Annotated in this window: 13 protein-coding genes and 1 pseudogene; 7 read left to right on the top strand and 7 right to left on the bottom strand. The window is 61.2% G+C overall.

The window, feature by feature from the left end; genetic code table 11:
• Positions 1 to 13: 13 nt before the first annotated feature.
• Positions 14 to 990: pseudogene (locus ABIB36_RS16300) on the bottom strand (GlxA family transcriptional regulator).
• Between the two features lie 123 nt (positions 991 to 1,113).
• On the opposite strand from ABIB36_RS16300, the gene ABIB36_RS16295 reads away from it, so the two are divergent.
• Positions 1,114 to 1,746: an isochorismatase family protein gene (locus tag ABIB36_RS16295; protein ID WP_354560852.1), complete on the top strand. Its 633-nt coding sequence runs from the start codon at positions 1,114 to 1,116 to the stop codon at positions 1,744 to 1,746.
• Between the two features lie 8 nt (positions 1,747 to 1,754).
• On the opposite strand, the gene ABIB36_RS16290 is transcribed toward ABIB36_RS16295, so the two are convergent.
• From ABIB36_RS16290 to ABIB36_RS16270, 5 genes are all read right to left on the bottom strand, one after another.
• Complete coding sequence (locus tag ABIB36_RS16290) at positions 1,755 to 2,576, bottom strand: adenylate/guanylate cyclase domain-containing protein (RefSeq protein WP_502944915.1); 822 nt, start codon at positions 2,574 to 2,576, stop codon at positions 1,755 to 1,757.
• 585 nt (positions 2,577 to 3,161) lie between these two features.
• Complete coding sequence (locus ABIB36_RS16285; RefSeq protein WP_354560857.1) at positions 3,162 to 3,821, bottom strand: pentapeptide repeat-containing protein; 660 nt, start codon at positions 3,819 to 3,821, stop codon at positions 3,162 to 3,164.
• Positions 3,818 to 5,308 carry a hypothetical protein gene (locus tag ABIB36_RS16280; RefSeq protein WP_354560859.1) on the bottom strand — a complete coding sequence of 497 codons (1,491 nt, stop codon included), beginning with the start codon at positions 5,306 to 5,308 and terminating at the stop codon, positions 3,818 to 3,820. Before ABIB36_RS16280 ends, ABIB36_RS16285 begins: the two co-directional genes overlap by 4 nt.
• Entirely contained in the window at positions 5,305 to 5,607 is a 303-nt protein-coding gene (locus ABIB36_RS16275; protein WP_354560861.1) for a WXG100 family type VII secretion target, read from the bottom strand. The genes ABIB36_RS16280 and ABIB36_RS16275 overlap by 4 nt, the downstream gene beginning before the upstream one ends.
• Entirely contained in the window at positions 5,604 to 5,915 is a 312-nt protein-coding gene (locus ABIB36_RS16270; protein WP_354560864.1) for a WXG100 family type VII secretion target, read from the bottom strand. Before ABIB36_RS16270 ends, ABIB36_RS16275 begins: the two co-directional genes overlap by 4 nt.
• 732 nt (positions 5,916 to 6,647) lie before the next feature.
• Between ABIB36_RS16270 and ABIB36_RS16265 the strand changes: the two genes are divergently transcribed.
• The 4 genes from ABIB36_RS16265 to ABIB36_RS16250 all read left to right on the top strand — a co-directional run bounded on the left by ABIB36_RS16265 (position 6,648) and on the right by ABIB36_RS16250 (position 12,491).
• On the top strand, positions 6,648 to 6,959 hold the full coding sequence (locus ABIB36_RS16265; RefSeq protein WP_354560866.1) for a hypothetical protein: 312 nt from the start codon (positions 6,648 to 6,650) through the stop codon (positions 6,957 to 6,959).
• Between the two features lie 2 nt (positions 6,960 to 6,961).
• The gene (locus ABIB36_RS16260; protein ID WP_502944922.1) at positions 6,962 to 9,514 is read left to right on the top strand and encodes a TPR repeat domain-containing protein; all 2,553 of its coding nucleotides are present in this window, start codon (positions 6,962 to 6,964) and stop codon (positions 9,512 to 9,514) included.
• Positions 9,515 to 9,537: 23 nt separating this feature from the next.
• Positions 9,538 to 10,335 carry a hypothetical protein gene (locus tag ABIB36_RS16255; protein ID WP_354571626.1) on the top strand — a complete coding sequence of 266 codons (798 nt, stop codon included), beginning with the start codon at positions 9,538 to 9,540 and terminating at the stop codon, positions 10,333 to 10,335.
• 1,481 nt (positions 10,336 to 11,816) lie between these two features.
• A complete protein-coding gene (locus ABIB36_RS16250) occupies positions 11,817 to 12,491 on the top strand; it encodes a hypothetical protein (RefSeq protein ID WP_354571624.1) in 675 nt (224 codons plus the stop codon).
• Between the two features lie 15 nt (positions 12,492 to 12,506).
• On the opposite strand, the gene ABIB36_RS16245 is transcribed toward ABIB36_RS16250, so the two are convergent.
• Positions 12,507 to 14,354, bottom strand: coding sequence for a hypothetical protein (locus tag ABIB36_RS16245; protein WP_354560877.1), 1,848 nt, complete (start codon positions 14,352 to 14,354; stop codon positions 12,507 to 12,509).
• Between the two features lie 418 nt (positions 14,355 to 14,772).
• On the opposite strand from ABIB36_RS16245, the gene ABIB36_RS16240 reads away from it, so the two are divergent.
• Positions 14,773 to 19,704 (top strand): PDDEXK-like endonuclease domain-containing protein, encoded by a 4,932-nt coding sequence (locus ABIB36_RS16240; protein ID WP_354560879.1) that lies wholly within the window; start codon positions 14,773 to 14,775, stop codon positions 19,702 to 19,704.
• Complete coding sequence (locus tag ABIB36_RS16235; protein ID WP_354560882.1) at positions 19,701 to 21,383, top strand: DEAD/DEAH box helicase family protein; 1,683 nt, start codon at positions 19,701 to 19,703, stop codon at positions 21,381 to 21,383. Before ABIB36_RS16240 ends, ABIB36_RS16235 begins: the two co-directional genes overlap by 4 nt.
• The last annotated feature ends 112 nt before the right edge of the window (positions 21,384 to 21,495 follow it).

The raw sequence follows: 21,495 nt of genomic DNA, 5'->3' as shown, positions 1-21,495 counted from the left end.
GTGGGCTGGGTGTTCAGCTGAGGTACTCGCGTCGCCCATTTTTTCCATCGCGAGTGAACTGCTTTCGATACGCCGTCGGCGTCACCGCGAACGCGGCTACGAAATTCTGACGGAACGTGACTGCGCTCCCGAACCCGCTGGCAGCCGATATCTCGTCGATACTCCAGGTCGTCGTTTCGAGAAGAGTGCGTGATTCGGCGAGTCTCTGCTCGAGAACCCACCGCGCCGGCGTGGTTCCGGTAGCGAGTTGGAATTGCCGAACGAAACTCCGTCGGCTCATTCGGGCCCGTTCGGCGAGCCGCTCGATCGACAATGGTTCGTTCAATCGACCGAGCGCCCATTCGAGAACCTCGGCGATGGCCGTGTCCTCGGCGGCACGGGTGAGGGGGCGCTCGATGTACTGGGCCTGGCCGCCTTCCCGATGCGGAGCGACGACGAGGCTACGAGCTACGCGTGTCGCGGCCGCCGACCCCAGATGCTTGCGCACGATGTGCAGGCAGGCATCGATCGACGAAGCCGTGCCTGCAGAGGTCATGACATCGCCATGATCGATGTAGAGCACCGACTCATCGAGTTCCAATTGCGAATTCCGCTCGCGTAGCTCAGGCATCTTCATCCAGTGCGTGACGGCCGAGCGGCCTTCGAGTAATCCGGTGTCCGCGACGGCAAACGAACCGAGACACAAGCCCGCGATCTCAGCTCCTCGCTGGTGTGCGCCGCGCAGCTGAGTCCGCAGAGCATCTCCGATAGGCGGAAGCGTCACCGGCCACGATGGCACGATGACGATATCGGCCCAATCGACGCTGCTCGGGCCGGCGAGGTCGCCCAGCGCATAGCCCTCGGTGGTCCGATCGACCCGGCCCGATCGGACCACAGCTGTGTCTCCCAATCGAACGCGATTCCGAGTCGTGCGACTTCGCCGAACACCATCAGCGGTGCTGCGAGGTGAAACATCGTGATGTCGTCGAACGCGTACAGCGCGATCTTCATGCCGGGCCTCCAGAAGGATTGGCGCAAATTCATCGAAAGTATGCATCCGTGCCACTCGCGTGCGCAACTTCGCTGCCGAAGGATGTGAACCGAACCGAGACAACTATTTCAGGAGCGAACACTATGACTGGACCACGCAGAGCCCTCATCGTCGTCGATGTCCAGCAGGAGTACTTCGACGGCGTCCTGCAGATTCAGTACCCGCCAAGGGCGGAGTCGCTGGCCAATATCGTCAGCGCACTCGAAGTGGCTGCTGCCCATGATCTTCCGGTCGCGATCGTGCAGCACGAGATGCCGGCCGGAGCGCCCGCCTTCGTCAAGGGGACCCCGACGTACGAATTGCATCCGGACATCGAGGCGCAGATTCAGCCGTCGTTCAAGCGTGTCGAGAAGAAGTTCAGCAGTGTCTTCGCGGGCACCGACGTCGCTGAATGGTTGACGGCCGAGGGCGTCGATACCGTGACGATCGTTGGCTATATGACGAACAATTGCGACCTGGCATCCGCAGCAGACGCCGAGGTACTCGACGTGACGACCGAGATTCTGTCCGACGCCACCGGAGCGATCAACCTGTCGAACGAGGCCGGTACCGTCTCGGCCGAACAACTACACAAGGCGCTGATGGTGCTCTACCACTCGAACTTCGCAGCGGTCGCTACGACGTCGGACTGGACGGACGCCGTGAAGTCCGGAATTGCTTTGTCTGCAAGCAATCTCGTGGCGTCGGCAGCGCAGGGCAATGAGGCGGTTCGTTAGTTTGCGGACTATTTCAACTGCCGTACGGCGTCGGCGGTAGGTAACTCGACCGGATACAACTGGTGACTACCCTTGATGCCTTTGAGTTCGACTGCCCGCGGTGCGCCGAGTGCAATGTCCTCTGCCGCGCTGATTGCGTCTCGCACGGATTTGCTGACGAGGATTTCGCCGCCATCCGCTTGGCCTGCAACCCGCGCAGCCATGGCGACGTTCAGCCCGAAGAGGTCGTCACCTCGGCGCACCGAACTACCCACGTGGATGCCCATGCGCACCCGGATTCGGTTCCATCGGTCGGGTTTCTCGCGCAAGGCCTGCTGAACCTCGAGCCCGCACCGCACAGCTTCAGCTGGGTCGGAGAAGGCGATCATGAAACCGTCGCCCTGATTTTTCACGACGTGGCCGCCATGGTTCTCGGCCTGCTTGGTGATAAGCCTGTTGTGTCGTTCGAGCAGCTTCAACCAACCGCGGTCGCCCAACTCCTCGTTGCGTGCAGTGGATCCTTCGATGTCGGAGAAGACGACCACGATGTCACCGTCGGCAATCATTCGCGCCAGATCGGGGCGTTCGACTCTGGCCCACCCCGCAAGGTCTTCGACGGAGTTGCGCACGGTCGCGCCGAACCCTTTCTGGAACAGGGAATCCGCAGTATCGAATGCCGTCTTGATAGCAAGCGGGGCGAGCCCACGTCGTCGACGGCGGGGCGAGTTGCTCTGGGCGCGCTCGAGCGCGCTCCGTGTGTCACGAAGCTTTTTCTGGGACACGACGAGGAGAACGCCGAGCGCCACGATCGCGGCGAGCTCGACTCCGGCTGCAATGGTCCACAAGGTCACACGGTCATCTTGGTCCATCTGTCCGCAACATGGTGTTCCGCCTACCGACCGAGAACGGCACATCGTCGGAGAATCGGCGGACCGGGCCCAGTCGGCTGCAACTCTGCTCAAGAAACGAGCTCCGGAGGTCACTGCGGTGCAGGCGCTCGCGACCGGCTCCGCAGACGCAAGCCTCTGCGCTGTTCGGCCTCCGAGCCACCGTCGGCTTGGCGATCCCGTTGCAGGAGCAGGGCGACACCGTCTTCGTAGCGCTCTGGGAGGTGATGGCGGTGTCGCCCTGGCTTCCCACATCCTTGCCATCGTCGAACGACCTAACGCGGCGACATCTGTCCTGGTATTGCACGCTGATACCGGCGCCATCGATTGCCCGGGCTCACGCATTCCAAGAAGGCTCGACGCGACTTCGCGGATGTTAGCCGAGCAGACGCCGCATTGGTCCAAGACCTTGCCGCCGCGGCCGGAGTCGACGGCGTCGATCGTCCCGACGCTGGATCCGTGCCAGGCCGTACTGGCGGCCCGGACGGCTCCTGACGCAAACTTCAGATTTGCTGTATTCGATTATGAGGGCCCGCCCAAGCCTGGGTGCTATTCGGCGACAACGACTTTAGGTGCTCCATGATCAGAAAACCACTTCTGCAGTTCTTCGCCACGCAAAATCTTGGGCTGTTCGACGCCAACATCGATCGGGTCGTCGACCTGTCCACGCATCCCGACGACGTTTGCATTACCGAGTCGTGCGTTGGTGGTGACTGCATTTCGGGGGCAGATGCCCCAGTCGCTTTCGTGGAGATTTGCGCCCCGCAGGTCGACATCGGCTAGCACTGCATCGCCCAGCGATGTGTTGCGAATATCCGAATCTCGGAGATCCGAACGCGTGAAATCTGCGTCCGACAGTCGAGCACCGGTCAAGATCGCCCATCGGGCACTGCATCCAGTGACAATTGCCTTGCGAAGGTCTGCGCCTGTGAGGTCCACACACTGCAGATCAGCCTGTCGAATCCAGGCTTGGTACAGGCTCGTTCGCCGCATACGCACTTTGGCTAACCGTGCCGAACTGAGTTCAGCGCCTGCTAATTCCAGGCCGGACAGATCTGAGCCCGTGAAATCGAGTCCTGCACCGGCAAGAATCGGAATGAAGTGACTTGCTGGGTCGATCGTGTCGAAAAAGTGGTGTAGCGCGTCAACAGCGTCCTGATTGGTCGGCCACTGTTCGACGTCAGCCCTAAGCTTGCCGAATTCGGTCATGAAGACCACCTTACTTTTCCAGCCCACTCGGGATGCTGGCTGACTAGGTCTCGTAGACGAGTTTCCCTGGCCGCGGTCATGCCGTCCGAGTCCAGGAGAACGCCGGTACCCTTGTTCAGTTGCTTATTGATCATGCGATCAAATTCTGTATCCGATTGAGAAGGTTCGATTGGTTTGCCGGAATCCGGTCGATACGAGGGTTGAATATCGGGTGAGGACTTCACGTCCCAATGTTCTCCCGCGGCATCAACAAATTCTCCCTGGTCTTTGCCATCCTCACTGAGCGGTGCGCGGATGATCGGTCCGGGAATTACCCCAGCAGACTCGGCCTCGAGACCGACGTCAGCTTCTCGTTCTGATTGCGGATTGGACTGTCCCCCTTTCGCCGGATCTTTGGCGAGCCCCTCTCGTCGCGCTTCGTATTCAGGGTTTCCTGGTGTAGGCGAGGTGTAAGACGGCACTGCATTCGCGTCATCTCCGGGTAGATGTTGCACGACGAGCATGGTGATGACTTCGAGGGCCGATACAGTCGTCACGCCGTTGACAGCAGCGAATGTGGCTGTCGCAGAACCGAGCAGGGCAGCAAGGGCGCTAGCAATCAGTAGGCCTCTAATTGCGTTCGCCGCTGTCGCGATTGCAGCGGTTGTCCCCGCAGCGCCCGCTGCCACCTCGGCCTGGGCAGGACCGAGCGCTCCGAGTCCACCGGTGAGAAGCACAGTCGCGATCGCCGCAACGGCCGTGACGGCCCCGATGGCACCGAGCGTCCATGCCAGTTCGTCGGAGCTAGCTTTGATTCCTGTGCGGAGGTCTGTGACGGCCATGTTGTGAGCGGCCACCGGGGAGGCCAACGCGGAGGCGGTCGATACAAGCTCGTCTGCGCTTCGCCTCAGGGTTTCGAGGTGGGCGGTGACAGCGGCGACGTCGGGTGCGTCGAAGCCGTCGAAGAGGTCAACTGCGCCCCGAATATCCCGTGCTGCAGCCGTTGTGTCCGCATGTTCGGCAAACGCCCGCCACGCATCGGCTGCGATGGTGAGTTTGTCACTGTCCCCGTCGGGAACAGGCAGTCCGATCTGTTCGAGTAGCCCCGGCACATCGGTGTCCAGCCCATCCCCGTTGTGGCCGAGGGACGACGGGGGAGGCACCATGCACTGCAGGTACGACGACGTCTGCGGTGGTGCGGGAGGCCCCGGTCCGGGACCGGGTGACGGGTGCGCAGTGTGTTCGGCGACAACCCAGTTGTACCCAACGGCAGTCGTGACCTCTGCCAGCTTGCTCGAAGCGTCGACCCACACCTCAGCTGCGTGAAAGAAGTCATACGTGCTCTGGTCGTACGCTGTTCCCCACTGTTTGACGCTGTCGTAGTCGCCAACCATAGCCGTGCATTTGCTAAGTGAACCGCGCAGTGCCTCGACGCGCGAACGCACCGATTCGGATGCTCGAGCGCATACTGCTGCGGTGTCGTAGTATGCCTGCGGATCGACATTCACGGTTGCGTCCTGAGCATGTGCGCATTCATATCGGTGGCCGATGAGTACCCGTTGTGAGCCTTTCTCGTGAGTGCTTCCATGCGATGAACGTGTTCGACGAATGCAGATGCGGCGTATGCCCATTGGTCGTGGGAATCAGCGTATGCAAGGGCGGCCGGGCCTTCCCAGCCCGAACCGATCAGCGCGGCTGCCCGACGATCCAGTTCATCTAGTTCGTCGCGGATAAAACCTGCTAAACCGTTGATTCGCGCAATCAGACCGTCGAGGTCGTCGAGTTCGACGCGGAACGGCGTACTCATACATGTTCCACGATTTTTGTTGCGGAATAGTCCTCGGTAACGTCGTAACCGGATGCTGACTGACTCAGTGAGACGGACAGTGAGTTCAGTGCATCGAGGATGCGAAAACCGTCCTCGTGGCACAGCTTCCACGTGTCGCGGAAAGCGAGTGCCGCTTGACCGTCCCACCGGACCGCATCGACGTCGCGGCCGACGGCGTCGAGCGCGTTGCGCAAAGTTTGCTCGAGTTGTTGCGCCGCGGCCCCCACCGCGGCAATTTGTTCCGGATCTGCTGACAACACCCCGTCCAGGGTTCCCCCGTCGCCCATGAGAGGTGAAACTACAGCAAAGCGCCATCGGCCGCATGCGCGGCCGATGGTCGTCAATTTAACTGTCCGCCTTCATCGTGAACGAGTAGGTCGACCAGGAATAGCTGATACCTGCCCTTGAGTCCCACGAGTTCGATGTCGCACGGTGGGCCGAGCGTGATGTCGTCGGCCTTGCCGATGTCGCGGACGGCCTCGCTGACGATAATTTGTCCGACCTCTGTTTGTCCTCCGCCATGGGGACGATCTCGGATCGAGCCGACAAAATGTTACGAAACTAGTGCAGTACGAACACTTTCGGGAAGACATGCAGGGGAAGTTGGCGGGTTTGCTCCGCGACGAGAACGGCAATCGTGTGGGCAATCGGCCTCGTGGAAAGACCGCAACAAGCCACGCAAGCGGACCGCCGTTAGACGAGCGCGTGGAGCCCGCAACAAATCGCGGACCGGCTGTGCGGGGATTCGTCCCTCTACGAAGTCTTGGATCAAGGGGATGAACACCGAGCTGTTCCCGAGAAGCAGCCCGACTGTCGGAAGATGCGCGCATTCGACTCGATTGCTCGTCGAGGTGCACCAACGATAAGTGGCACCTCGGAGGAGGGAACTGAAGACTGCTCACCGGCTCGTAATTGTGGCAGACTACTGCCTTGGCAAAGCCCATCGCCGGGGCGCTTTCGTCGAACTCTGGCGAATGTGGCGGCCACACTGTGAAGTAACTCTTGGGGGAGAGAATCTGTTGGGGGAATTGCTGGGAGCGGATCTCGATGAGATCAGGTCGCTGGGGGCACAGCTGAGTGCCAAGGCGAACACGGTCGCGGACATCGCGGGGCCTGCCAAGGTAAGCGTTGGAGCGGTGGTGATGCCCGATGCGGGTATCGGCGATCTTCTGGTGCGGATAGTGACGACGTTGGAGACCACTGTGGCCAAACACCGCAGCGCTGTGCAGGCTCTGGCTGATGGGGCGACCTCGTCCGCGGCCACTTACGAAGCGGTCGAGGAAGCGTTCAGTAGACAGCTCGGCTCGTTGACCGAAGGACTCGGACAGTGACGATGCCGACGATCCCTCAGGTCGAATCGTGGAAACCGCTGACGTTGGTCACGGCAGGAGAGGCGATGAAGTCGGCGGGGATCGCTCTCACGGATTGCCTGGCGGAAGTGGACCTCGCAGTCGACAAGAGTGCGAGTACTTGGCGAGGGGATGCCAGCGCGGCCGCGTCGATGCGTGCGGTGTCGGAAGTTCTCACTGCGTCGGCGTCGAAACGCGCCACGGACATCGTCGGGGACGCTCTGATCAGCCAGGGACAGACGATCGACGCGTCCCGTTCGGTGATAGTCAACACCCGGGACGCCGCCGTCGATCGCCACGGCATGTCTGTTGGACCTGATGGAACGGTCTCCAGCCCAACCGTGCCCGGTACAGACGGTGACGTCCTCCGCCTGGTGCTGCAGGGCCGACTCGACCGGCAAGCAGCAGACTTCCAGGTCAGCCTGAAGGAGAATTTGGCTTACTGCGGATCTGCTCTGACGGCATTGAAATCGGCGGTGGACGGCGGTCTGGCCGACCTCGAACAACACGGTGGTCCCGGCGGGGACAGCCTAGGTTCGGTGGTGCTGTCGGGTGAAGACGGCAAGGAGATCGGCACCCAGATTCGAAACGCCGTGGACGACGGTGAGCCGATAACCGCGGACGTCCTCGCGGAACTCACCGAAGACCTGCGGGCCACAGGTGTGGAGCCTGCGCAGCTTCAGGCATACCTTAACGGTGATGCGGCGACGATCCCGGCGAGCACCCAGCAATATTTGAAAGAGTTCTACAACACCGCCGGCGTCGACGGCTTCACGGCTGCAAGCCAGCAGCTGCAATCGCAAGGCCCGGCGGGCCAACAAGCGGCGGCCTCGCTGGCCAATGGCGTCCTGGTGTTGTCCAACGAGAAGGTCGGCACCGGCCGCGATGCCGACGGCAATCTGACGGGTGCAGGTAGTTACGAAAACTTGCCGCAGGACATGCGCGACCTCATTTCGACTCGTCCAAGTCGCGGTATCGACGGACTGGACAGCAATGCGATGACGTATCCCGGTGACGGTCCGATCGTGGACGACCAGAAGAACTTCGTCGAGGGCCAGACGAAATTGTTCGACGCTTTGGCGTTAGCTGAAGCGGGCAATGAGCCCGGGACGAAGATGTCGACCGAACTGATTCGACAGGGCATGCACGCGGCGTCGATCGATGCCCATGGCGGAGCCCTGCCCTTCAGCAACGAGCCCGTGGACAATCCTGGTCATGCGGAAACCCTCGAGAAGGCGATCGAGCTTGGTTCCCGTAATACGGACGGCGTGCGCGCGATTCTCACCGGCGAAGGAGGACCAGACATCCTCGGATCTGACTACCACGCTGATACTGCAGTGATGCCGTTGCTTCAACGCGACGACGGAACGGCCATGGCATCTCTCACCGATTGGATTCCGCGCGATGCACACTCGACCGCGCCCGAAGGGACGCCGGAATACGAGAACTCGGTGCGCGCAGGGTCCGCCGCCCGAGGCTTGGCAGAGATCATGGCCAGTACCGAATCATCTGATGGAACAAACAATTTCACGACACTTCTATCCGGTGAGGGAAAGATCGGGGAGGGGACTGCAGGGCAGGTCGCCGAAGCCCTTGCCCCCTTCGTCGGTGACATGACCGGTATGACCAGCGATGTCACCCAAACCAACGGATTCGGTGAGTTCGGTGGCAGCAAGGATTACATCGGCGGACCCGTCGAGCCTCTTCGTATTTTCAGCATCCTCGACACCGATGATCAGTCCAGTCAGATCATCAACGGTACTGCGCTGGCCGAGAGCCAACGGATGGATCGACTATTTGCGACAACCGGATACAGCGATCTCGGAGATCAGGCATATCGGTTGCAGTGGCTCGTCGATCACGGTCTCAGTACCGAAATGGACCAACGCGTGCAAGAGGGTCTCGACAAGCAGGAAGCAGCCGAAGCACGGAACTCGAAGTTCACCGCGGCGTGGACCGCGGGGCAAATCGTTGCCGGTGGAATGGGTCCGGGAGGGATTGCCGTCGCAGCTGGTTCCGAGTTCCTGAAGCCATACGTGTTATCTGTGGACGACCTCGATGCGCCGGTCTCTCGCGAGATCACCTTGGAAACCTCGGCATTCGGTTTCGACAGCGGAATCGGTCAGTATGTGGCAAGCGACTGGGGGAGTGCCGGTTTCAGAAGGCACAATGTCCTCGAAGCTCTCGTCAGCAATGGATCTATCGATATCAACGACGTCCCTGACGTGTACAAGAGTGATGACGGTGCGGCGTTGCTTCCATACTCTGACGCCGCCAGGAAACTCGTCAACGAGGACAGCACTACTTTGAGCTTCACGTCCTACGAAGCCGTCACGGGTCTAATTCAGAATGCTGGTATATCCAACCTTGACGAGTACGCGCGTGGTGCGACAGGTGATGGGCAGCGGGAACTCTTGGGCGCTGCGATCCGACCCATGGGAAACAATCCGACGAGTGGAGAGATTTTGACCTGGCTGGCAAGTGGTGAAGCATCTCGTGGTTTGAACAACCAGTGGCCCTTGGAGATTTACGGATGATACAGCGAAGTCGACGCAGGCGGATGGTAGTAGCAGTCCTGCTGACGATACTGATTGCGGTGACAGCGTGCGGGTCTCCTGCCGAGGACAGTTCCCTCCAAGAGTCGTCGTCGACGTCGCGTTCACCCGCCAATGCTGTCTATGTGGTCCCCGATCGAATCAGGGATGCCACGATGGTCTGGTCCGCAGAACCAGGTATAAATCTTTACTCCGATGAGGGTACTTTGACTCGTGCGGCTTTGGAGTCATTCGCTATTGGGTTGATGGTTGGCCTCGATTACACTTATTTGGGCTTTGCGGCGAGTTCGAAAATTCCGGGCGGCGGTCGGTTGCTCGGGGGGTTCGATGATGACACCGAACAGGGTCCGTTCGTCGGGACAATTCACGGTCATATTCAGCGCATCATTCCGACCGACACGGGCTTCGATGTGATTTCGTGCTTGCTCTCCGTTGGTCTCGACGAACTCGCTGACGGAAAGTATTCCCCATCGCGGATCTCCAATGGCGAAGGGGCAGAGTTGCGCTCGCGGTTTTTTCGCACCGTCGCAGAGGCATCGGAAGCTGCCGCGCCCTCGCGAACAGCCAAACCAGAATCCGACGAAAGACACTGGCAGGCACCCACGGGCAATCAATTCGTTGGTTGGGAAATCGACGGTTTCACCGACAGAGATCCCAGCACTGCGGGAAGCGGTCGATGCGTCCCTTGGGCGCGATCGCTATATCCGGATGCGCCAGCCGTCATCCCTCGCGATGCCTATGCCAGGGACACTCCACCCCCGGTGCAGCCGGCCTACCCGGGATGGCCCGACGGTAGCAACTGACCACGCCCCAAACGACTTATGTCTTTCCAAGGAGACAATCGATATGACCCGCGAAGAACTTGGTGCCAAAGTTCGACGACTTCAACAGGCTGTGGCCGAAGTTCAGGGAAACACACACCTCGACGGTGTCACCGTTCGTACAGACGCAAACGGCCGACTCACCGAACTCTCAATCGCTCACGACGCGTGGGCACGCGGGCCCGAAGCGCTGGCCGACCTGATCACGCGCATATATCGGCTTACCTCGCAGGAAGTCCAGATACGATCGACCGCGATCCTGGCAGAACTCCGCGACGACCCAATCGTGGCTCGAATCGCAGACGCAACTATCGGCAACAGCCCAGCGACTGAAACCCGCGCTGATCAAAGACCTGAGCCTGTGACGCAAGAATCGCTATCTGGAGAGCTGTGTCAGCCCAACCTGGAGAGTCAGAGTTTCTCAGGGCACTCTACCGGCCACCGCATGATTGACGAGCGGGACGATGTTGACGGTTACTTCGGGCGTAAGTCGTGGTTGGAATAGTCTTAGTGCTATCCGCGAGAAAGCCTTCCTCACTAGCGGAGTCGAAGCATCCGAGACTTTTGAGCTCGATGCATAGTTGAAGACCTGGATCTCGACTTGTTGCTGTTCGAGAAATCGGACGACTGGATGACGCCGGGAGCGTAGATGTCTTTCATTCGACGGGTCGTGTACCTGGTGTGTCCCCGGCGAGGCGTGATTAGCGAGGCATCACCACCGGGTCGATCCACTTGGTCTGCTGGCCGGCGCCACAGCGCTATCTCTGTGGGCACGTTGTATCGCCTCCAAGGTTTAGGTTCGAGTAAGGCACATCGCGACTTCCCTGTGGCAGCGAACGGGATGATCCAACTGCGTCCGCAACCCCTCTATACGTACTCAGCTAGTGTTGTCGGCAGTTGAACGAGGAAGGTTCGAAGTGGCGGAGAGCAACAATCTGATTCCGGTGTGGACGTTGGGGACGCATGAAGGGGGAACGGCACCGATACCAGACGAAGGTCTGATGTCGCCCGCCAGACTGGCGGAGTTACGGACCGTACTTGCAGCACTGGTCGATGCCCCGCTTGCGACGCTCGAAGCTCATCCTTTCCCGGAGTCGGCCGACCTCTCCCACGGAGTTCCTCTCGGTAGCGCGAGCCCGCTCGCTGTGAATCTATCGAAATTACTTGATACAACGCCGGATACGATGCTTGTCTCGGCTGGAGAAGCGTTGTTCCGGCTCGTTGTTCCGGCAAAGGTAGCGGCTCTACTCGACAGTGGACTTGGAACGTCGAAGTCTGACTCGCGAGATGCGGTCGGCTTGCTGCAGGGTGCCTCAGCAGCCAAGAGCTACGTACCTGTTGTCGGAAACTTGGCTGGGGCCAGCGGTCTTGGTGCCGTGACCGTTGCTGCACCTCTCTTGTTCATGGCGGTGGCAGCAGGTCTGAATGCTCTTGCCGAAAGTGATAGGCGAGGCACCGACAAGATGCTCAAGGAACTCAAAGACGACGTACTGAGAACTGAGCGCTCAAACCTCAACGCGTGCACGACCAGCATAGAAAATGCCGCGAACGTGCTTCTCGACCAAGGAAGAATCGGTGCCTCGCTCGGTCTGGACACCGCGGCGTTCCAGATCAATGTTGGTTTGGCGAACGCCGAAGCGCGTATCGAGAAATGGGAGTCCGCGATTGGGGCTTTCAAAAAGGGGAGAGCCGAAGTCCCGCATCTACAGAACGCGTTTCCCGGCATCGCGGAGGACAAGGGCGAGTTCCAGGCCCATCTGGAGCTCGCAAAGCTGTCCTTCGAACTCCACAAGCGTCTGGCGGTGATCCAAGCGATCGAGCATGCGCAGTTGGACCCCGAGAACCCGTTCGAACGGTTCAGCCGCGCGTTGAAACGCAACAGTAGGCGGGTGGACTCTCTGCAAGATCGCCTGAGCGATGTGCTCCTCCGATTGTCGCAACTGGAGATCGACCGCTCGCACGGTGTGCGAGACTTTGTCTTCAAATCGGGCGAAGTCGACACCATTCTTCGAACGTCTCGCCGGGTGCGCGCGCTCGGTGACGACATCGCCAATAGCGAGCATCATAGCGACGTTGCGATCGAAATCGCACGGAAGAACGACGGATCGCTCGTCGTACTCCCTGCTGTTTCAGTGTGACCGGGCAGCCGAGACCTATTCGCCGTTGTGCCATGCTGCTTTTCGAGCGTTCTCCTCCAACATTCGTAACTCTTTTGCTATGACACGATCTGTTTCTGCCTCTGCCGAGGCGAACTCTGCAGGACCGAGATTCTTCGCAAGCATGAAGTCCATCAGGCGACTCACCGTGCGCATGCCGATTCTGAGGGTCTCCAGTTTGGTCGACTCTGGATCGCTGTAGACAGCAAGCCGGTTGATCCGTGCCGAAAGCTGTGATTCCAGCTCGGTGAGGTCGTACCAGAGGCCTTCGTTGTAGGGTAGATCGAGCGTCTTCCGGGCGTATTCCGCAGCCACTCTGAGTATCAACGCGTTCGAGTCGGCGACCGGCTCGACCGGCCCTCCCCTCACTGTCGCAGCGGATGTAGTCACGGCCGCACCGGTACCTGCCAGTCCGCCGAGCATCGCGAGTCCTCCGACCATCCCGCCTGGCCCGAGTGCTGCGAGCCCTCCGGTCAGCGCTGCCGCGCCGAATACTCCCACTGGCGCGGCTAATGCAAGTCCGACAGGTCCCGCAGCGATGATTGCGACGCCGACCGCCGCAGTGAGCACACGACCCCATGGCACGCCGCCCTTGCGGCCGATGTGGGTTTGCACCTCTTCGATCGCATTGCCGATCTTCGTGCCGGTCGACCGCTGGAAACCTAGCTCGACGGCCATGTCCGGCAACGCCTCCCCAGGTGCGCGCTCAACATCGATCTCGTAGGGTTCGACGAGATTGGTGAGTGCGAGAACGACGAGTTCACCGACCGCCTCATGCATTCCCCACCGATGGGGAAGTCGAGGGAGAGCACCACCGGCTAGTTCGACGAGCTCCTGTGCAATGCCGGTGCCGCGCGTAGCTGCACCCTTCTCGACCTGGGCTATTACTTCGTCTTGCTGGGCGGTCAATGCGCTCGAGTATCGTACCGCTGCGTCCTTGTCCTTGATGTGACGCTGAACGGCGTGCGCGAAGTGAAGGGTCAGCAGAATCGTGGCTTCGTTGTCGGTCAAGCGCACAGTGAGGTCCCCGCCGCGCAACGCAACGGAGGTAGTCGGATACAGAGTGTGTGCAACGAGTTTCGCGATCGAGGTGTGACCCAGATATTTCTTCGAATCGTGGCTACCTTGGATATCGACGGTAAAGTCCTGTGCGCCTTGAAAAGTGGACGCCAACCCGCGACCGGCGGTCACTTTGTCACCCGTGTCGAGAAAGTTCGACCAATCGTCCACCCGCCCATACGGAAAGCGTTTCAAAAGACGGTCGCTACCGGCATGGAGTGCTTTCGCACTGGCCGGGCTTCCGATGGTCACAAACCGTCGGACGTGCAAGCCGGGGTGCAGGTTGTCCAGCAGATCGATCGCCACGACACTGCCGAGACTGTGTCCGACGAGGATTATGTCGCCTTTAGCAGGCAGATGATCCAGAACACATTTAAGTATTGCTCCGCGCAGACCCTCGTCTTGCATATACCGCTTGACATGCGGCAGATTCATTAGAGGCAAAGAATTGATGGCGGCTTTCTGGACGAACGCGACGGGCGCGTCGGGGACTCGGGCAAACCCGAATGTCCCAACCCCTGCCTCGTATCCTAGAAACCTTTGAACTGCGGCTTGGCGACGCTCGAATGTCAGACGGGCAGCAGAGTCATCCTTTGGCTTGTACGTAACCGGAGGAACCTTCGCCGAAATTCCGGCGGTCTCGAGTAGTGAGCGATATCGAGGCGCGATGACGCTGTCCGGATGGATCGAGGGATAACCAGCCTTGGTCAGTCCGCTGTTGAGGCCGTCCAGCCAACCTTGTTCGGGATCCCCGTCTCCGAGACCATGCAGAAAGACAACCCTCATTCGTCCAGTGCTCCTTTGCGGCGATGGATTCGGCGTGCTCGCCTAGCGGTCCACTATGCCCGAGACTGCGATTGTTTCGATGCCGCTGTTCGGGTTGCGCGTGCGTTTGCTGACGGTCGTCGTGTGTGGGGGCTTCGACGAACAGCGATGTCAGATCGGGTGCAACGTGAGAAAAACCCGCGCAGCGCGCTCGGGGTTAGTGCTTCGTCGTCTGCTGATATTCATTCAGGTGAATGAATATCAGCGCTCGGCTCGTGGCGCTTTGGAATGGATCTCGCGGGCACCGAGCAGAAACCCGCTGATAGAGGCGGTTTCGGCCCTCGGGGAACTATCTGAGGCGGCGTGGGTCGTCCGGAGTCTGTCACCCACCCCCTATATGTTGGGTCCTGTTCAAGTTTGGCCGAAATGTGAGGATCCGATGTCGGTTACTGATGACCACGAGCTCCGGGGGCGGGTTCGTCGTCTGCTCGAGTTTCTTCGCGAGACTGTGGGTGCTCAGTCGAAGCCGATTCGACGGTACGGCGTTGATGCGCGGGTCGAGTGGTTGTTCGACGATGCCCGACCTCTCGACGTCAATACCGACGTCGCGCCCGGTGACGTGGCAGTTCGTATTCCGCGCACCAGCATCGAGCAGCCTCCCGGTCTCCCTGCGGAGCTCGAGCAGTGGGTCGACGACACCACCACGCCGCCGACCGTCAGAGCCGACGCACCAACCGAGGCCCATGAGTGGCTCCAAGAATGGACCACGTGGTCTCTGGATGACCGCGAGCGCCGACCCTTCGCCGAACTCTTCCGTTCGGTCGACCTCATGCTCCACGACCTCGGCACTCAGCCCGAGTCGCTCGAACTTGTCATCGCCTCTGGGTATCTCGACGCCACTGTCGGGGAACAGCGGATCTCGACGCATCTGATCACTCAGCAGGCCAGTATCAGTCGCGAGGACTCCACCGGCGACTTGCTCGTCACCGTTGCGCCCGCCAGCTCCCCGCGGCTGGAAGACGTCCAAGTCCTGCTCGACTTGCAGGGTTTCGACCGCGCCGGCTCGAAGGTGCTGCACCGCAGCTTGTCCGAACTGGTGTCCTCGTCGCTGTCCGCGGATATTCCTCGGTTGCTCGGCCAGTGGGCCACGTCGGCCCTGGCGCAGCCGCTGACCGTCATCGCTGATCACGACAAGCCCGTCGATTCCACCGCGGACACTCTGCGGATGTCACCGGCACTGGTTCTCCGCAAACGTGGCGCCTATGCCCTCGCGTCGTACTACGAAGCAATGCTCGCTGCGCTCGATGACGGAGCACCCGTTCCGGTCGGGCTTTCGCAGCTCGTGGAGACTTACGACGACAACACCCGTCGCGACTGGCTCGACTCTCACGTCAGTGACACCCCCAGCGCCGAGCCGCTCTTCCCGCTGCCGGCCAACCGCGCCCAGGCCGGTATCTACAACCGCGTCATGAACGACACCGGCGTCGTCGTTGAAGGCCCTCCCGGCACCGGCAAGACCCACACGATCGCAAATCTGATGTCCGCGTTGATGGCTCAGGGTCAGCGCATCCTCGTCACCAGCGAGAAAGCTCAGGCGCTGCGCGTCCTCAAGGACAAGCTTCCTGCCGAACTGCAGGATCTGTGCGTCTCCGTCACCGACATGGCACGCGGGGGATCAGCCGAACTCGACGAGAGCGTCTCGACCATCGCCGCTCGTAAAGCTGCGTTCGACGTGACCGAGTCCGCGCGAAAGATCCGTTCCCTCGCCGCCAAGCGGATGGGCACCAAAGAGCGCCGCTACAAACTCACTAAGCAGATCGGCCTTGCGCGGTCCTCCGAAGCAGAGATTCACACCTTCTCACCGAAGTATTCGGGAACTCTTGCCTCGATCGTCACCAAGCTCAACGCGCAGGGGAGCGAGCTCGGGTGGATACCAGGCCCGCTCCACACCGAGACCGCGCCGTTCGACGACGCAGCCTTCGCTTCGCTGTTCACCGAGCAGTCCGACGGGGTCAGCCTCCCGACGGCCGAAGAGGTCCGCAGCTTGTGTGCCCGAGCCTCGGGGAGCGTGTCCGACTCGATTTTCGATGACATCGATCCGGTTCAACTGCGGTACATCCTGCCGTCTGCCCAGGCCCTGACCGATCGCGCACGGGCCATCGACTCCTTCGGTCCGGCCTATGCGGCTCTGGCCGACGGGATCCTGTCCGGTGCGCTCGGTACGTTATGGTCGCGTGCTCAGACGGTCACGGCGATGCTGTCGGTCGCCGTGAGCGCCGATACCGCAGTCGGCTCACATCAGGTGACGACGCAGGTTTCCACGAGGCAGGCACTCAACGCGTTCGATGCCCTCGCCAAGCTGTACGAGAGCGGCCCGTTCGATACGATGCGCTGGCTCCGCACGCCCCACGAACACGGCGTCGTCGTCGACAAGCTCGATGCACACGCCACCGTCGACGGTACAGCCGCGACGCAGGCCACCGAACTGCGGCTCGTCACCAACCACATCCGCGCCCTCGTCGCCGTCGACGATGCCGCACACCTGTTGCGCGGTATCGGAATCGAACTGCCGATCGACCCCTCCGACAGTCGGGAGCAGCAGGTCAACACCCTCCACCTCGTGTGGAACCAGGTGCTGGCGACGGGCAGCATCGCGACTGCTCGCGACCAACTCGTCGGCGCCCTGGGTGCAGTCGTTCCATCGGTGCCGTCGGTGACGACGCTTGCCGAGGCCGTGGCACTGGCAGACGAGGTCTCCGCCCTCACCGACCGCTCCGACGCGTCCACCGCGCGTGACGAGCTCAAGCGAGTGGCCGAGCGATTATCGTCCGATCCGACGCTGCCCGATGGGCTCGCGGACGCAGTCAGAACCGGCGATGTCGAGAGCTACGAACGGCTCGCCTCGTACGTTCAGCCGGGCAGCACCGATACCACCGCGCTCGACGCCTTGGCCGAACACGCGCCCACCCTCGCCCGCAGCCTGTCCGAGGGCACCGATTGGGTAGCGCACGCCGGCACGTTCACTCGTGCTTGGGCGTGGCGCTGGACCATGCAGTCGATCGTGGCCATGCAGCAGCCCGACCAGAACGACAACCTCGACGCGGAACTCGACGCCCTTGACGAGGAGATATCGTCCTTGACTGCGCAACTCGCGGCGGAGCAGGCATGGCAAGAATGCTTGCAGCGCATGACCAGTCGCGAGGTCACCGCGCTGCGCGCATACCAGGAGAACATGTCCAACGCCGGTCTCGGCACCAGCAGTCTCGCGCAGCGCTACCGTGTCGCGGCCCGTGCGGCGATGCAGGATGCGCAGACGGTCGTGCCGGCGTGGGTCATGCCGATTGCGCAGGTGTTGTCGTCGATTCCGCCGCAGCAGAACGCTTTCGACGTCGTCATCGTCGACGAGGCCAGTCAGGCCGAGATCACCAGCATGTTCCTGATGTGGTTGGCGCCGCGGGTTATCGTGGTCGGTGACGACAAGCAGTGCGCGCCGGCCTCGATTCAGAATTACACCGTCGAGTCCGTCATGAATCGTCTCGATCACTACCTTCCTGAGGTTCCGGTCAGCACACGCCTGACGCTGACGCCGCGGTCGAGCTTGTTTTCGATGCTGCGCACCCGGTTCGGTGACGCGGTGAGGTTGCGTGAGCACTACCGATCCATGCCGGAGATCATTCAATGGTCCTCGACTCAGTTCTACGGCGATCAGCCGTTGGTGCCGGTGCGTCAGTTCGGAGCGGATCGGCTTGCACCGCTGCGCAGTACGTTCGTCGAGGATGCACTCACGTCCGGCTCGAGTACGCGGTTGTCCAATGCTGCCGAAGCAAACGCACTCGTCGACCAGCTCGCCCTCTGCCTTGCTGAGCCCGATTACGAGGACAAAACTTTCGGTGTCGTTGTCCTGCAGGGCGCAGCGCAGGCGGACCTGATCAGGTCGTTGATCTTCGAGCGGGTCCCGTCCGAACAAATCGATGAACGGCGCATCCGTGTCGGCACGCCGCCGGACTTCCAGGGCGATGAGCGTGACGTGATGTTCCTGTCGATGGTCATCGCACCCGGCTCGTCGTCGAAGGCTTTGACGAACGACATGTTCAAACGCCGCTTCAACGTCGCCGCCACGCGTGCGCGAGATCAGTTGTGGCTGTTCCACTCCGTGACAGCCGACAGTCTGGCGGCCACCGATCTACGACGGTCACTGCTGTCCTACGTCGAGGCCGCGCCGACAGTTCCCGTTCCTGCCATGCCCGACGCAGTGTCACCGAACAACCCGCATCCTGACTTCGGATCACTGTTCGAGCAGCAGGTGTTTCTGGCGCTGCGGGAGCGCGGCTATCACGTCAACCCGCGGGTCGACGTCAACGAGATGACCATCGATCTAGTGGTCACGGGCGCGGCTGTGCGAGTGGCGATCGAATGCGACGACGACACTGCAGTCGACGGCGACGAGTTGTTGAACCGTATGGAACGCGAGTTCGAACTGCGACGCTGCGGCTGGCTGTTCCAGCGGATTCGGGCGTCGGACTTCGTCCTCGACCGCGAAAGAGCCCTCGACACCATCACCGAACTCCTCGACTCGGTCGGCATCCTCCCCGACGAGGTTGCCGTAGTCATCGAGGGATCGGGCAGCTCCACCTGGATGCCGATCGCGCTGGAACGTGACCCCGACGACGCCGAAGCCGACGAGGAAGCAGTCGAACTCGTCACCGACGAAGCACCGGCGCCGTCACGCACCGTCGACGTCGATCTCGCGCCCTTGCCGGAGGTCATCGAGACGGTCGATGAATCCGAGGATCCGGACGAGGCCGGTGACCACGAAGACTCCGAGGCCGAGTTCGAGGACATCGACGACGCCGATCCTGTGCAGAAGCAGACTCGGACGATGCCGCTCGAGGATCTCATTGCGGCCATTCGGTATTCGCTGCGGCGCAACAAGTTCTCGATCGCGCAGACCGTGCAGGATTGCGAGGTCACGCCCGAGGCGGTTCAGCGCGCGGTGAAGGAGATCAAGTCCAGGGACGACGCGCTGAAAGCGTCGAAGAGGAGACCGCCTCCTCCGACCCCGGATGCGATGCCACGGCGGCAACGTTCGTCCGATGTCGCAAGCGATCCCGTCGTGGTGTCCGGAAGCCGTTCTTTGCAAGCCGAATTGGATGCTCTGCCGGTGGCGTCGTGGGCGGGTGCGCGTGAGATCGCGGTCGCAGCGGCGAGGCCGAATGCGCCGCTGACGTTGGAGCGTTGCCAGCGGGTGACAGGGTTGTCGCGGACGAAGGCGGATCTGTTGTTGTCGGATCTGGTGTTGTTGAAGAAGTTGGTCACACGTAAACGTGAGGGTGTCGAGGAATGGGTTCGGCCACAGGGGTTGACGCTATGACGCAGGTAGTGAACCGGTCCGAGGGGTTGCGGGACTGGCAGAAGGAAGCGTTCGAGAAGTGGGTGGCGTCCGGCTATCGCGCGATTGTGGAGGCGGTCACGGGGACCGGGAAGACGCATGTCGGGTTGGCGGCGACGCTGGATTCGGTCAGCCGTGGCCGTCAGGTCCTGGTGGTGGTACCGAGTATCGATCTACTCGAGCAGTGGTACACGGCGATGGTGAAGGCGTTGCCGAGTGTGCGGATCGGGCGTCGGGGAAACGGGCACAACGATACTTTCCGGCAGTACGACGTGCTAATCACGACGATTCAATCGGCTATCCGGCCGGGTGCGCCGATGCCGCGGACCGGCGCGTTGCTCGTTGCGGATGAAGTACATCGTTACGGGGCGGGTTCTTTCGCGAAGGTACTGGTCAACCGGTTCGAGGAACGGCTCGGGTTGACGGCGACATTGGAGCGTCAGGATGACGGTGTCGACACGCATCTGATGCCGTATTTCGAGAACCTGGTGAAGGGTTGCGATGCGGCGCGGGGGAGACGCGACGGGATCCTGGCGCCGGTTCGGGTCATGACGGTGGCGGTGCCGTTCTCGGCGGAGGAGGCTGCGAAGTTTGCGGATCTGCACGAGAAGGCGAAGTCGCTCCGCAACACCCTGATCTACGACTATGGCTGTGCTGCTGAGCCGTTCGGTGAGTTCATGAAGAATGCGGTTGACCTCAGTAAGGAAAGGTATCTACCGGCGAGCAAGGTGGCGAGTAGGTACCTGTCGGCGTTCAGCAAGCGGCGCGCACTGTTGGCCGACTGTGAGGGCAAGTTGCAGGCGCTCGAGGCGATCACACCGGGGTTGGCGAAGTCTGAGCGGTCGATCGTGTTTTCGGAGACGAAGGAGTCTGCAGCGACGGGTGCGGAAGTGCTCAAGGCGGCTGGTATTGCGGCGCATCAGTATTCGAGTCAGCTTGATCGCGTGGGACGTACGCGGATTCTGAAGCAGTTCCGTAGTGGTGAGTTGAGGAGTTTGGTGGCGCCGCGGGTACTCGACGAGGGCATCGACGTGCCGGCGGTGGACGTCGGGGTGATCATCGCGAGTAGTTCGTCGAAGCGGCAGATGATTCAGCGGATGGGTCGGATTTTGCGTCTGAAACCTGATGGCCGGCCGGCGGCGTTCGTGATCATGTATGTGGCAGGGACGAACGAGGATCCTTCGTTGGGTGCGCATGAGGCGTTTCTCGATGAGTTGACGGGTGTGGCAGAGGAGGTCGTGGACGTCGATCTCGCTGATGCGGGTGCTGTGTTGGCGAGTTGGCTGGACCAGTCGGCTCCGATCACTCCGAAGCCGGTGTTCAGTGAGCAGCCGATCGGGCCGATTGTGATTCCGCAGTCGAAGATGATGCCGACGGCGGTGTCTGCGGCGCGGACTCGGACGGTGAAAGAGATTCTGTCGGAAGCGCAGTACGGGACACCGGATCAGCTCGACGGGATCTTGCGGTGCATGGCTGCCATCGACGTACGGGAGGCGTCGGTGTTGATCCGGCGATACGGGATTGACGGGGCGAAGCCTCGGACGTTGTCGCAGGTGGCGGCGGAGATGAACTTCAAGCGCATGGTCATCGAGAGCCTCGAGAAGCGGGGGTTGAAGTCGTTGGAGAGGGAAGCTGGGCGGATTTTCAATCTACTCTGGTGAGATTCTTTGGGTTTCGCCGGTGCAGCTTTGTATATCACGGACCGTGGACCGACAAGACAATTGGGACTGACCATGAGAGCTACAGATCGAATTTGGATGTCCGCGACTCGAC

It is taken from the genome of Rhodococcus sp. UYP9 (assembly GCF_040547235.1).
GTDB lineage: Bacteria > Actinomycetota > Actinomycetes > Mycobacteriales > Mycobacteriaceae > Rhodococcoides.
The sequence above is the reverse complement of the archived record's forward strand: the minus strand, read 5'-3'. Positions and strand labels throughout refer to the sequence as shown.